Genomic DNA, 13,694 nt, shown 5'->3' on the forward strand with positions numbered 1-13,694 from the left:
CAACCCGCCCTGCGGCGCGCGTGCCTCAACCCGCCCTGCGGCGCGCTGGCGTCGTTTGTCCCGGCGTAGGGCGCTCCGGCGTTCTCCGCCGTCCCGGAGTTAGGGTTCTGGCGTCCTACGGCCCGCCCTGGGGCGCTCGCCGGCGTCCCTCATCCCTGAGGCCAGCGCACCGGTGTCGCGCGCCGAGGCGGGAGAGCACCCCGTAGCGCGAAGTTATCCACAGGCCATCACCGTCATCCCCCGGCTGTCCCCAGAATCCCGTTCGCCTCCTTCCGATCCCCTCGCCATCCGCCAAGGTCGGTCACCGAACAACCCCGACGGACGGATGAACGGAGACGGCCGCATGGCCCCCAAAGACGAGCTCGGCAAAGAAGGCGAGCACCTGGCCGCGATCTACCTCGAAGCCAAGGGGATGACGATCCTCGAACGCAACTGGCGCTGCCGCCGCGGCGAGATCGACATCATCGCCGTCGACGGTCAGGTCCTGGTGGTCGTCGAGGTGAAGACCCGATCGAGCAGGTCCCACGGCACAGCCCTGGAGTCCGTGAGCCACACCAAACTGGCCCGGCTCCGCATGCTGGCGGCCAAATGGCTGTCGGCGCAGTCCCGCTCCTTCGATGCCGTGCGCATCGACGTGATCGCCCTTGAGCGCTTCGCGGGCAACTTCGCCCTGCGCCACATCCGGGGGGCGATCTAGATGACCGTGGCCCGGACCCGCAGCGTCGCACTGGTCGGGGTGAGCGGCCGCAGCGTCGAGGTGGAGGCCGACGTGGGCAACGGCCTGGCCGGAATCCACCTCATCGGCCTGCCCGACACGGCGCTCAGCGAGGCCCGCGACCGGGTGCGTTCCGCCGTGGTCAACAGCAGCTACCCGTGGCCGGACGCCCGCATCACCGTCAGTCTCTTCCCCGCCAGCCTCCCCAAACGCGGCTCCCAGTTCGACCTCGCCATCGCCATGGCCATCCTGGGAGCCTCCGGAGTCGTCCCGGCGGAGCGCATCGCCGAGCCCTTCTTCCTGGGCGAACTCGGCCTCGACGGCCGCATCAGGGCCGTACGCGGCGTGCTCCCGTCCATCCTCGGCGCCGCGGCCGCGCACGAGGAGGCCACGGTGATCGTCCCGTCGGAGAACTCGGGTGAAGCCGGTCTGGTCCCCGACGTGAAGGTGATCCCGGTGGCTCATCTGCGTCAGCTGGTCGAGTGGCTCCGCAAAGGCGACAAGCCGCCCGAACCCGAGGCCCATGGGCGTGCCGAGACGCCCAAGCCCGTGACACAGCCCGCCGTCGACCTGGCGGACGTCGTCGGCCAGCCCGTGGCGCGCCGAGCGCTGGAAGTGTGTGCGGCCGGCGGCCACAACCTGTGGATGGTCGGCCCGCCCGGCACCGGCAAGACCCTCCTGGCCGAACGCCTTCCCACTCTCCTGCCGGACCTGGAGCTCGACCACGCCCTGGAGGTCACGGCCATCCACTCCGTCGCGGGTCTGCTGCCGCCCGACAGTCCCATGATCAGCCGTCCGCCGTTCGTCAGCCCTCACCACACGGCGACGGCGGCCGCGATCATCGGCGGCGGCAGCACGGTCGTCCGTCCGGGCGCGGTGTCCCTCGCCCACAGGGGCCTGCTGTTCATGGACGAGGCTCCCGAGTTCCCTCGTCACGTCCTCGACTCGTTGCGGCAACCGCTGGAATCCGGGCGCGTCACCGTGTCCAGATCCGTGGCCTCGGTCACGTTCCCCGCCCGGTTCATGCTCGTGCTGGCCGCGAACCCGTGCCCCTGCGCCCAGGCCGACGACCAGGCCGGCGCCACCTGCCGCTGCTCGCCCACCACCAGACGCCGATACCTGGGCCGACTGTCCGGCCCCCTGCTCGACCGCATCGACATGAAGGTCACGGTCGCCCGCTCGTCCAGACGCGAGCTTCTGGCCGACCGTCAGTTCGTCGAGTCCAGCGAGACGGTGGCGGAACGCGTCCTGCTGGCTCGCCGACGCGCCGTCAAACGCCTGGCCCACACCCCTTGGCGGACGAACGCCGAGATCCCCTCCTCCGTCCTCCATGCCGACTTCCGTCCCTCCGAGGCGGCGATGAAGCCCATGACCTCCTGTCTCGACTCGGGCTCCCTCACCGCCCGCGGCCTCGACCGCACCTTGCGCGTCGCCTGGACCCTCGCCGACCTCGCAGGCAAAGACCGCCCCGAAGAAGACGAGACCACCGCAGCCCTCGGCTTCTGGCTCGGAGTACGACCGTGACCCCGGCCACCCACACGCCCATGAAGATCATCAGGAGGCAATGTGACCAGTCCGGAGCATGTGGCACGTGCGGCCCTCATGCGAGCCGCCGACGTGGGCGACACGGCCATGGGCCGTCTGGTGGCGCACCTCGGTGCCTCCGGCGCGGTGGAGGCGATCCGCGAGCGCGCACTTCCCCCGGCCTTCACCGCTCAGGAGTCGCGGCAGGAACGTCCGTGTGACCTGCCGGGGCGGCTGAACGCCTGGTTCGTCCGGCTGGCGGCCTCGAAGCCCGCCGCCGACCTGGAAGCCGGCGAGCGGTTCGGAGCCAGGCTGATCATCCCCGGCGATCCCGAATGGCCCACGCAGCTGGACCACCTCGGCCCGAGCCGTCCCCTCGGCCTCTGGCTGCACGGCTCGGCCGACCTCCGCTTCGCCTGTCTCAAATCCGTGGCCGTCGTAGGAGCGCGAGCGGCCACCCAGTACGGCCTGCACATCGCGGCCAACTTCGGCATCGGCCTCAGCGAGGCAGGCTGGTCCGTCGTCTCCGGCGGCGCGTACGGGGTGGACGGCGCGGCGCACAAAGGTGCCCTGCTGGCCGAGTCGCCCACGGTGGTCGTCCTGGCCTGCGGAGTGGACATCTGTTATCCGAGCGGCCATCAGAACCTGTTCGCCAAGGTTCGCGACCAGGGTGTCGTGATGAGCGAATGTCCGCCCGGCGTCCACCCCACCCGCGCTCGCTTCCTGATCAGGAACCGTCTCATCGCCGCCCTGACCAGAGGAACGGCCGTGGTGGAGGCAGCCCTGCGCAGCGGTGCCCTGAACACCGCAGGCCACGCGCTCACCCTCAATCGGCACCTGGGCGCCGTGCCTGGCCCCACCACGTCCGCGCTGTCGGCCGGGTGCCACAAACTCCTGCGCGAACGCAAGGCGGTCTGCGTCACGACGCCAGAGGAAATGATCGACCTGGTCGGCGTCATAGGCGACGACCTGGCCCAACAGACGAGAACCCCAGTCGTCCCCCGTGACCGTCTCAGCGAATCCACCAAGAGAGTCCTGGACGCCATCCCCACCCGCGGCGGCGCCGGTCCCGCATCGATAGCTGTCTCGGCCGGCGTCAGCATGGACATCACGCTGAGCGCCCTGGGCGGCCTGGCCGCGGCCGGCTACATAGAACGAGCAGCCGGCGGTTGGCGCCTCCGCAAAACCACAACCAGCTACCTGAAAGCCCCTGAAACCATGGCTCTGGCCCCGCCTCCCGCCAACGAAGCCCCAGCCACAGACCCACCTCCCCCCGCGGAAGACGACACTCCGCCCCCACCCCACCCCCAAGAACTCGCAACCCCCTTCTGACCGGTCACGCACGAGTTCATGGGATGAGTCGCACGCAGGTGACCGACATGTGGACGGCGCGACGCGCAGCCGAGCCGCCGTCAGCGCCTGTAGCGGGACGTGCGCGATCACTGGGACGGTGGGGTTGCCGACGCGGCCCGGTGGGCACCGTACTGAGCCGGGCATGAGCGAGCAGTGATACGACTGGTGGATGTCCGCGCGGACAGTGGGGAAGCCTTGGACAACGACTTGAACGACAGCCTGAACCCCGACCTGAATGCCGACGAAGTCCTTGCGGAGTTCGAGAGGTACCTGCGGTTCGAACGCGACCTCTCTCCGCACACAGTGCGTGCCTATCTCTCCGACATCACCGCCCTCCTCGACCACCTTCGCGGTCGGCTCGACGGCCTGGACATCGGCGAGCTGCGAGCCTGGCTGGCCGACCAGCACGGAGCCGGCAAGGCGAGGGCCACGCTGGCCCGCAGAACAGCCTGCGTCCGCACCTTCACCGCGTACTGCCATCGCCGGGGTTGGCTGGCCGCCGATCCCGGGCTGTTGCTGGGCAGCGCCAAGGCGCCACGCCCGTTGCCCGCCGTGCTCGACCAGGAGCAGGCCCAGACCGTCCTGAACGCGCCCGCCTCCACGGGCGACCCCAAGGACCTCCGAGACCAGGCTCTCCTGGAGCTCCTGTACGCCACAGGCGTGCGGGTGGGTGAACTCTGCGCGCTCGACGTCGACGACGTGGACCGGGACCGGCACGTCATCAGGGTCCTGGGCAAGGGACGAAAGGAGCGTTCCGTGCCGTTCGGACTACCGGCCCTTCGAGCCCTGGACCGATGGTGCATCAACGGACGCCCCATCTGGGTTCGAGAACGCTCCGGGCCGGCCCTCTTCCTCGGCGTCCGTGGCGGCCGGATCGACGCGGGCACCGTACGGCGGGTGGTCCACGCGCGACTGGCCCAGACAGAGGGCGCCCCGGACATGGGCCCACACGGCCTGCGGCACACCGCGGCAACCCATCTGCTCGAAGGGGGAGCGGACCTGCGGAGCGTCCAGGAACTGCTCGGTCACGCCTCCCTCAACACGACCCAGATCTACACCCACGTCTCGATCGACCGCCTCCGCACCGCCTACCGCCAAGCCCACCCCCGCGCCTGATCGATGAAACCAGGGCTGCAACCGTCCGCTCACAAATCCCTCACGCCCCTCCTCACTGACCTCCTCACACCGTTCCCACTGACTGCCTACGGCCCTCCGTCCCCTCACAACCCTCCACCTTGGCGACCTGCGGCCTTTCGCCCCAGAAACCCTTCGCTCTGTGGCCTTCGCTGACCCGCTGGGAGACGAGGGAGCGAGTGGGCCGTTGGGCGTCGAAGCTTGAGCTCACGGACGCAGGTGGGTTCAACGCGCACCGCCCAGGCGACGCCGACACCTTAGGCATGACGACACATCGACCTGAGGACCCGGCGGTGTGGAGACACAGCGGTGACGCCAATGCGAGAGCTGTTGGAGGGATGAGAAGCGACGGAGTGCAGGCACGTGCCTCCGCGGGCGCAGATCGTGAACGTACGACGGCCCGGAGAGACAAGGAGGCGGTGATCCACCTGGCCGCGGAGCGCCGGGGTCCGAGTACGGCTGGACAGGAGACGCGCGAGTACAGCTGGACAGGAGGCGTGCGGAGACGAGGGGGGCCTGCGCTGAACGCTTGAAGAGCCTGGCTTGTGCCGGTATAGGGGACACCCCATTTCGCCGGCCCTATCCCAGATGGCCCAGCGTCTTCCAGATCACAGGGCGCGCGCATCGCCGGACTTTCCTGCAACGGAGCAGGGGGAGCCGACTTTCCCGCAGCGGAGCAGGGGAAGAGGGATCACCCGCTGGGAGTGCGTACGAAAAGAAGACATGGGTCGCCCCTGTGTGCCCAGAGGGGGACCAAGGCGTGGTTGTCGCTTCATCAGCTTCCCTTCGCGACGCAGGGAGGTGTCTCGCATGTAGGGAAGCGATGGCCGGGCAGCCAGTGACATTGGCCTCCCATGCGGCCACGAACTTCATCGGCGCTGCTCGTTAGGGGCGGGGCGCCCTGGTCGCCACGAACAGCCACAACTCACTTTGCAACGGACGGCGTGTTGCAACACGCGACTCACAACTTCCACGGGGTTGTGCGACTCGTGCGCTACTTCAAGCCACAACTCGGCAGAGCAGCCTGTCGCCTCGCGAGTTGGTGGTCCGAGGGTCCGGCGGCGCTGGCGGCGGCGATGGCGCCCGCGGCGGCGATGGCGCCCGCGGCGGCGATGGCGCCCGCGGCGGCGATGGCGCCGGCGGCGGTGAGGGGGACGAGGGGCGAAGGAGTCACTCTGGGGGAGGGGCTTGGTCCGGTTCGGAGACTCAAGCGTGCCCCGATGAGGGTTGGCGGGTCGCGTGTGTCATTCCGGGGCGAAGGAGCATCGTGGCCGCTCTGGAGGGAGCTATGCGGTTCTCGGAGTGACAGCTGTGGGTCTCGGCGTGAGCTTGGGGCTGTATACGCGAGCGTTGGAGCGCTGAGGGCGAAGGTCTCTTTTTTTGGTGGGTTTTCGGGCTTCAGGAGGAGCGCTGTGAGGGGGGATCCGGGCGTCTGTGTGCTCCTTCCGATCGTGGGGGCTTGCGATGTTGACCGGGTTGGCCGGTTCTTGGGCTGTGCGGCTTCTTGTGGAGGCGTCGGCGGCGGCGTAGGGCCGTGATCAGGAGGACGGCGCCAAGGAGAGTGCCCAGTCCGGCTGCTGTGGCTGTGGACAGGGAGGCCGCATGTGCGAGGAGCTGGATGTCGGGTTTGCGGGGTGTGGTGGGGCGCTCGGTTGGATCAAACGGTTGCTTGGGAGCTGAGGCCCATCGGGTGCGGAGGGGCAGGTTGCTGGAGCGCATCTCGGTACGAGAGGGGGTGGCTTCAGGGGTGATGATCAGAGGTTCGGTGCCCGGAAGTGCGACAGGCGCGAGCGTTTGCAGGGCGGTCGCGTTGGGGGATGGGGGTGGGTTCTGCGGGGCGGAAGGGGAGTCGTGGTGCCCCAGGAGCGTGAGCAGGGACGGGTGTAGGGGGACGAGGAGCGGGGGCGGAGGTAGGGGCTGAGGCAGGGGCTGGGGCGCGCTGGTGGGCGAGGTTGTGGTGTTGGGCGCAGAGCTTTCAGTGGGGGCGAAGGGGAAGGTGAGGGGCGCTTCGGACCGTGCCTTGGGGGTTGGAGGCAGCAGGGGTGGGGTGACTGGGGGCGTGGTGGATGTGGGCCAGAGGGGGAGGAGGCGGATGGAGGCGTGGCCCAACAGGAGCAGCGGGTCCAGGTAGCGGGAGCTTTGGATGAGGCCCCAGTGCAGGCATGGCTCCTGGCAGTGGCCCTGTACGGCTTGTACGACTCCCAGACGGGCGCCCATCATGATCGGCTCGCCTTGCTTCACCGACGCGGTGATCGGCAGGTACGTCGTTCGGAGGCCGCTTGGGTGGTCGATGGTGACGACCCCTCTTCCGCCTACTGAGCCTGCGTAGTGGACGGTGCCTGTGCCGGCGGCCAGGACGGGCGTGTCGGCAGGGGCGGCCAGGTCCATGCCTCGGTGTCCGGCCAGCCATGGGGCGGAGGGCGGGGCGAAGCGGCGCAGGATGCGGGGGGTGCCGTCGAGTGGCCAGCGCCAGGCGGGTGGGGTGGCCCTTGCCGGAGGAACCGGGGTGGTGATGGCCGTGATGCTGATCACCGTTGTGAGCATGGCCAATGCGGTCAGGGCTTGGCGTGCCTTGTTCCGGGGGCAGGGCTCCGGCGGTGGGGGTGCTGGGTGAGGGGACATGGCGGGGAGTCTTGTCGGGGGCGCCCTCCGGAGGTCGAGGCGAGCGGGATTCTGTGGACGAAGGGAGCGGGGGTGAGCCTCCTGTGGACGGCGGTAGCAGCCAGTTAGGGGGGCGGGTGGGGGAGCTGTGGGGGCAAGAGGTGGTGGCGATGGGTGGGGGCGGAGAACGGCGCCGTCGGCGTCACCAGAACGGGCGCTGTTGAGCGCCGCGCGACCGTGACGCAGGGGAGGGTCCGTGGCGTCGAGTCGAGAAGCCTCAGAGGGAAGGGCCGTGGCGGCGGGGGCGAGGAGCCTCAGGGGGAGGATCTGTGGCGGCGGGGGCGAGGAGCCTCTGGGGGAGGGTCTGTGGTGGCGGGGGCGAGGAGCCTCAGGGGGGGGAGAGCCGTGGCGGCGGGAGGCCAGGGGGGTGCGGGGCGTTGTGCGGTGCTGTGGAGTTCATCGGGCGCGGTCGAGGGGCTAGATGAGGGAGCGGCGCTTGGATTCGATGAGGTGGGTCAGCGCGTGGGGGAGGGAGGGCTGAGAGGGAGGGGGCGGGGTGTGGAGGTGCTGCTTCTGAGGACTGTTGGGGCGTAGGGGGGAGAGCCAGATCCACAGGGTGCTCAGGGCGATGCCCGCCGCGCTCAGCAGAATGACCGGTCGCAGCCCGATGAACTCGCCCAGTACGCCGCCGGTCAGCCCGCCGAGGGCCAGGACGCCCTGCACGGCGAAGGTCATGGTGGCGTTCACGCGGCCCCGGAGGGCGGTGGGGGTGTCGCGGAGTGTGATCACGCCCATGCAGGTGGAGAAGGCGACCACGATGACGCCGGTCATCACGCCGGTGAGGCCGAGGACGGTGAGCTTCACCCAGAGGGGACCGTCCACGACGCCGACGGCGAGGATGTCCAGCGGGAAGAACAGGACGGCGACGAGCAGGACGCGGTTCTCGCCGTAGCGCTTGGCCAGGCGGGAGGTGAGCCAGGCGCCCAGGAGACCGCCCAGGCCGCTCAGGGCCGTGAGGAAGCCGATCATCCCCTTGGGGATGCCGAGCGTGTTGACCATGTAGAGCATGTAGACGGCGATGTACGCCATGGCGAAGAAGTTGATCGTCACACCCGCGCCGAGGACGGCTCGGAGCGTGCGGTTGGTGAGGCTGGTTCGCAGGCCCTCGACGATGTCGCGCCACATGCTGGACGAGCGGTTGGGCTCGTTGTGCTCGGGCGTGCGGATCGAGCGCAGCAGGAAGGCGGAGGCGAGGAAGGACAGCGCCTCCGCCAGTACGGCGAACGGCGCGGTGAGCGTCTGGACCAGGATGCCGGCCAGGCCTGGTCCGCTCACGGAGGCCACCGAGTACGAGGCTTGGAAGCCGGCCATGGCCTCGGTGCGCTGCGACGGGTCCACGACCGCGGCTATGTAGGGGAAGTTGGCGGACTTGAACATGACGCCGGCCGTACCGATGACCAGGGCCACGATGACCAGCCAGGGCACGGTGAGGACGCCGAACAGCCAGGCCAGCGGGACGGTGAGGGCCGCCGCGCAGGACACGAGCTCGCAGGCGATCATCAGCGGGCGGTGCCGGGCGAGGCGGTCGGAGATGGCGCCCGACTGGAGGCCGAACAGCAGGGCGGGCAGGGGCGCGGCGGCGGTGAGCAGCCCCATCTCGGTGGGGGAGGCGGTCAGCAGCGTGATGGCGGTCAGGGGGACGGCCAGCTTGGAGACCTCCGAGCCGGTGATCGAGATCGTGCGGGCGCTCCACAGGAGGCGGTAGTCGCGCTGCTTGCGAAGGGGGACTGGGGGCGTCGTGTCCATGCTCAGGGTCTCCGGGGTGCCGAGTTCGGGGAGTGCGGGGGCAGATGTGAAAGGAAGACTTCATAAGTATGAAGGAATCCCTTCAGAGTTGTAAAGGGAATGCTTCACATCTGCCGGCGGGTACCTTTGGCACATGACGCAGGACATGGAGAGGCTCAGCGATCCCAAGATGATGCGAGCGCTGGCCCACCCGGCGAGGCTCCTGATCCTCAACCGGCTCGGCGTGGAGGGCAGTGCCACGGCGACCGAGGTGGCGGAGATCGCCGGGATCACGCCCAGCGCCGCGAGCTACCACCTGCGCATGCTGGCCAAGTACGGCTTCGTCGAGGACGCCCCGCCCAGGGGCGACGGACGCGAACGGCTGTGGAGATCGACGCACAAGCCGTTCAGCGTGGGCGTGCTGCCGGACGACCAGCCGGAGGTCCGTGACGCCAAGACCCTGCTGATCAAGGCGTTCCGCAAGGAGGCCGGCGACGAGGCGGACCGGGCCCTGGCCAGGAGCGAGCACGAGCCGGACGAATGGCGCGACGTGATCCGCTTCAGCCGCACCCGGATCAGGGTCGACGCGAGCGAGCTCGGACGGCTGAATGCGGAGATCGAGAAGCTGCTGGAGCCGTACATCGCTCATCGGCGCAGCCCGGAGGAGGCGCCGAGCGGGGCCAGGGTCGCCGAGGCGCAGATCAGCCTCTTTCCGGTCGCCCCCAGGACGTGGCCGGGGTTGCCCACGGAGGACCACGGTGCGGGCTGAGCCGTACCCGGAATGTCGGTTTGACCTCAGACGGTCAGCCTGGGGCGGTGTGGGAGGTAGACTTTTCGATGGCCTGTGGCAACAGGCCGACTTCGCATGCCCCGTTGCGGACCGCACCCTCGGTCCGGGCCTCGGCCCGGCTGGAGCGGTTTTGGGGCATCAGGGCGGTAGACAACGCGCTGCCGCGGCACAACCGAGAACTGCGCCCATCCGCAGGGCGCCCAGACCTGGAGGACCATCACATGGCCCCCGTCGTCACCATGCGACAGCTGCTCGAGAGCGGCGTTCACTTCGGCCACCAGACCCGTCGGTGGAACCCGAAGATGAAGCGCTTCATCTTCACCGAGCGCAACGGCATCTACATCATCGACCTGCAGAAGTCGCTGTCGTACATCGACCGTGCCTACGACTTCGTCAAGGAGACCGTCGCCCACGGCGGCACGATCCTGTTCATCGGCACCAAGAAGCAGGCTCAGGAGGCCATCTCCGAGCAGGCCGCGCGGGTCGGCATGCCCTACGTGAACCAGCGCTGGCTGGGCGGCATGCTCACCAACTTCTCCACCGTGCACAAGAGGCTTCAGCGTCTGAAGGAGCTCGAGGAGCTCGACTTCGACAACGTCGCCGGCTCGGGGCTCACCAAGAAGGAGCTCCTCATGCGCCGTCGCGAGAAGGACAAGCTCGAGCGCACGCTCGGCGGCATCCGTGACATGGGCCGCGTGCCCAGCGCGGTGTGGATCGTGGACACGAAGAAGGAGCACATCGCGATCAGCGAGGCCAAGAAGCTTGGCATCCCGGTCGTCGCGATCCTCGACACCAACTGCGACCCCGACGAGGTCGACTACCCGATCCCGGGCAACGACGACGCCATCCGCGCTGTCGGCCTGCTCACCAGGGTCGTCGCCGACGGTGTCGCCGCCGGTCTGATGGCTCGCTCCGGCGCCGCCCGCGGCGACGAGAAGCCGGCCGCCGCCGAGCCGCTGGCCGAGTGGGAGCGCGAGCTCATCGAGCAGGGCCAGGGCCAGGCCGCCGCTGAGGAGGCCGCTCCTGAGGCCGCCGCCGAAGAGGCTCCCGCCGCCGAGGCTCCGGCCGAGGAGGCTCCGGCTGAGGCCCCCGCTGAGGAGGCCCCCGCTGCCGAGGCTCCGGCCGAGGACGCTCCGGCCGCCGAGGCGAAGCCCGAGTCCGAGCCGCAGGCCTGAGACCCGGCCGCCGGGCTCGGGCGTGAGGCCGGGCATGGCACAGGCGCCGGTTCCGCGCCGCAGGTCGTCACAGACCGCGGCGCGGGGCGGGCACCCGGCTGAGCGAGGGCGAGCGGAACCGAGGTCCTGCGAGGGCTGAGGCTCCGAAAGGGGCCCAGGTCCGGTTGCAGGTGAGGCTTCCGGAAGGGCCGAGGTCCTACGAGGGGCGAGGGTTCCGGAAGGGCCCCGTCCCGTGAGGGGCGAGGGTTCCGGAAGGGCCCGGGTCCTGTGAGGGCTGAGGCTTGGAAGGGCAAGGTACGCGTCTCGACTGGGCAAACGGCCGAGCCGGGACGGCAAGCCGGGCAGGACGGCACCACGCCGAGGCGGTAAGCCGAAGCAGGGTGGCGTCGGGCCGAGGCGGTGAGCGAGGCCGGGTGGCCATCGGGAACCGAGGCGGTGAGCCGAGGGGGATGACCATCGGGCCGGAGCGATAAGCCGAGCCTCGCTGGGCAGTATGCCGAGCGAGGCGGAGCGGCGCTCCACCGGCGGAGCCCGTCCTGCTGACGTGGAGTCCCGGGCGACAGCCGGGCAGGCCAGGTGAAAGCCAGGCAGGCCAGGTGGAAACCCGGGGCGATCGGGCGGATGGCCGGAAGGCCGGGTGAATGCCCAGCCGGTCGGACGGGAGTCCGGGGGCGGGTGGAAGGCCGGCCTGTCGGCGGAAGTTCGGCGTCCGGGCATCGTCCAAGGACGACCCGGCACGACAGTCCGCAACCGAGCATCACAGCCTGAGACCGCGCAAGACCGAGGCAGAACGCACGACCCGCGCACGACCCGCGCACGACAAGGCCCTGGTACGGCACGCTCCTGCCGCACCGACCAGGGGAGGGCGCCCAGGGCGTCCACCCCGATCCCACGACGACGACGAAATCCCACAAGGAATAAGAGCAATGGCTTCCGTGAACATGGCCGACGTCAAGCGGCTTCGCGAGATCACCGCTGCCGGCATGATGGACTGCAAGAAGGCGCTTGAGGAGTCCGAAGGCGACTTCGACCGCGCCATCGAGCTCCTGCGCCTCAAGGGCGCCAAGGACGTGGGCAAGCGCGAGGCCCGTACGGCCTCCAACGGCCTCGTCGCCCTCCAGCAGGACGGCGACTCCTCCGCCGCCCTGCTCGAGCTCAACTGCGAGACCGACTTCGTGGCCAAGGGCGAGCGCTTCCAGGAGCTGGCCGCCGGTGTGGTCGCGCACATCCTGGAGAGCAAGCCCGCCGACGTGGCGACGCTGCTCGACTCCTCCTTCGACGGCAAGTCCGTCAAGGAGCACCTGGACGTGGCCAACGCCGCGCTCGGCGAGAAGATCGAGATCCGCCGCTTCGCCGTGCTCGAGGGCGGCTACATCGGCGCGTACATGCACAAGACCGACCCGGCGCTGCCGCCGGCGGTCGGCGTGCTCGTGCAGCTCGACAAGCCGAACGCCGAGGTCGCCAAGGACATCGCCCAGCACGCCGCGGCGATGGCCCCGCAGTACCTCAAGGCCGACTCCGTCCCCGCCGAGGTCGTCGAGAAGGAGCGCAAGCTCTTCGAGGAGATGACCCGCGAGGAGGGCAAGCCCGAGGCCGCCATCGGCAAGATCGTCGAGGGTCGCGTCAACGGCTGGTACAAGGACTTCACCCTGGTCCAGCAGGCCTTCGTGAAGGACAACAAGAAGAGCGTGGGCAAGTACGCCGAGGAGAACGGCGTCGAGGTGCTCGCCTTCGTCCGATTCAAGGTCGGCCAGGCTTAGGCTTGAGCAAACTGCCTGCCCAGAGTTCCACCCTATGAAGGAGGCCGCCGCCGTGCAGGACCACCGGGAGTCAGCCCACGAATCCACACGGACGGCGGCTTCCTCATCACCCAGCCCGCAGAGTCCACTGAGGTGGAAGCGGGTGATGTTGAAGCTGTCAGGCGAGGCGTTCGCCGGAGACGACCCGCTGGGCATCGCCCCGGCCGTCGTCGACCACCTGGCCGACTCGATCACCGAGGCCGTGCGCGAGGGCGTGCAGGTCGCGGTCGTCGTCGGCGGGGGGAACATGTTCCGCGGCGCCACCCTGTCCCAGGGCGGCATCGACCGCGCCAGGGCCGACTACATGGGCATGCTCGGCACGGTGATCAACTGCCTGGCGCTGCAGGACTTCCTGGAGAGGCGGGGCGTCGAGACCCGCGTCCAGACCGCCATCACCATGCAGCAGGTCGCCGAGCCCTTCCTGCCGCGCCGCGCGATCAGGCACCTGGAGAAGGGCCGCGTGGTCATCTTCGGGGCGGGTCTCGGCTCGCCGTACTTCTCCACCGACACCGCGGCGTCCCAGCGGGCCCTGGAGATCGGCGCCGAGGCGCTGCTCAAGGGCACGCAGGTCGACGGGATCTACGACTCCGACCCGCGCAAGAACCCCGACGCGGTCCGGTTCGACCACCTTGACTACGGCGAGGTGCTGCTCCGCGACCTCGCGGTCATGGACGCGACCGCGATCAGCCTGTGCAAGGACAACGATCTGCCGATCGTGGTCTTCGACCTGATGGGCGAGGGCAACATCCTGCGAGCGGTACGCGGTGAGAAAATCGGCACGCTGGTGAGTCCCGCAGGCAAATGAGGGAGCTCTAGCC

At 69.5% G+C, this 13,694-nt stretch carries 10 protein-coding genes; 8 read left to right on the forward strand and 2 right to left on the reverse strand.

Annotated elements, in window-relative coordinates:
- Positions 1-343 precede the first annotated feature (343 nt).
- From ACIA8R_RS23040 to ACIA8R_RS23055, 4 genes are all read left to right on the forward strand, one after another.
- Positions 344-697, forward strand: a complete 354-nt coding sequence (locus tag ACIA8R_RS23040) for a YraN family protein (RefSeq protein ID WP_357707132.1) — start codon at positions 344-346, stop codon at positions 695-697.
- Positions 698-2,239, forward strand: coding sequence for a YifB family Mg chelatase-like AAA ATPase (locus ACIA8R_RS23045; RefSeq protein ID WP_397040230.1), 1,542 nt, complete (start codon positions 698-700; stop codon positions 2,237-2,239).
- Positions 2,240-2,332: 93 nt separating this feature from the next.
- Positions 2,333-3,571, forward strand: a complete 1,239-nt coding sequence (gene dprA / locus ACIA8R_RS23050; RefSeq protein ID WP_397040232.1) for a DNA-processing protein DprA — start codon at positions 2,333-2,335, stop codon at positions 3,569-3,571.
- 216 nt (positions 3,572-3,787) lie between these two features.
- Positions 3,788-4,708: a tyrosine recombinase XerC gene (locus ACIA8R_RS23055; protein ID WP_397040234.1), complete on the forward strand. Its 921-nt coding sequence runs from the start codon at positions 3,788-3,790 to the stop codon at positions 4,706-4,708.
- 1,416 nt (positions 4,709-6,124) lie between these two features.
- Here the strand turns inward: ACIA8R_RS23055 and ACIA8R_RS23060 are convergent.
- Both ACIA8R_RS23060 and ACIA8R_RS23065 read right to left on the reverse strand, forming a co-directional pair.
- Positions 6,125-7,348, reverse strand: a complete 1,224-nt coding sequence (locus tag ACIA8R_RS23060) for a M23 family metallopeptidase (protein WP_397040236.1) — start codon at positions 7,346-7,348, stop codon at positions 6,125-6,127.
- A gap of 456 nt (positions 7,349-7,804) precedes the next feature.
- Complete coding sequence (locus ACIA8R_RS23065; protein ID WP_364099825.1) at positions 7,805-9,133, reverse strand: MFS transporter; 1,329 nt, start codon at positions 9,131-9,133, stop codon at positions 7,805-7,807.
- A 133-nt stretch (positions 9,134-9,266) separates the two neighbouring features.
- Here ACIA8R_RS23065 and ACIA8R_RS23070 point away from each other — a divergent pair, with 133 nt between their 5' ends.
- From ACIA8R_RS23070 to pyrH, 4 genes are all read left to right on the forward strand, one after another.
- A complete protein-coding gene (locus tag ACIA8R_RS23070; protein WP_364099822.1) occupies positions 9,267-9,881 on the forward strand; it encodes a helix-turn-helix domain-containing protein in 615 nt (204 codons plus the stop codon).
- 242 nt (positions 9,882-10,123) lie between these two features.
- The gene (gene rpsB, locus ACIA8R_RS23075) at positions 10,124-11,077 is read left to right on the forward strand and encodes a 30S ribosomal protein S2 (protein ID WP_364099819.1); all 954 of its coding nucleotides are present in this window, start codon (positions 10,124-10,126) and stop codon (positions 11,075-11,077) included.
- Positions 11,078-12,003: 926 nt separating this feature from the next.
- Positions 12,004-12,837, forward strand: coding sequence for a translation elongation factor Ts (tsf, locus tag ACIA8R_RS23080; RefSeq protein WP_357707144.1), 834 nt, complete (start codon positions 12,004-12,006; stop codon positions 12,835-12,837).
- A 145-nt stretch (positions 12,838-12,982) separates the two neighbouring features.
- Positions 12,983-13,681 carry a UMP kinase gene (pyrH, locus tag ACIA8R_RS23085; protein WP_357707145.1) on the forward strand — a complete coding sequence of 233 codons (699 nt, stop codon included), beginning with the start codon at positions 12,983-12,985 and terminating at the stop codon, positions 13,679-13,681.
- Positions 13,682-13,694: the final 13 nt, after the last annotated feature.

Source organism: Nonomuraea sp. NPDC051191, from assembly GCF_044455665.1.
Taxonomy (GTDB): domain Bacteria; phylum Actinomycetota; class Actinomycetes; order Streptosporangiales; family Streptosporangiaceae; genus Nonomuraea.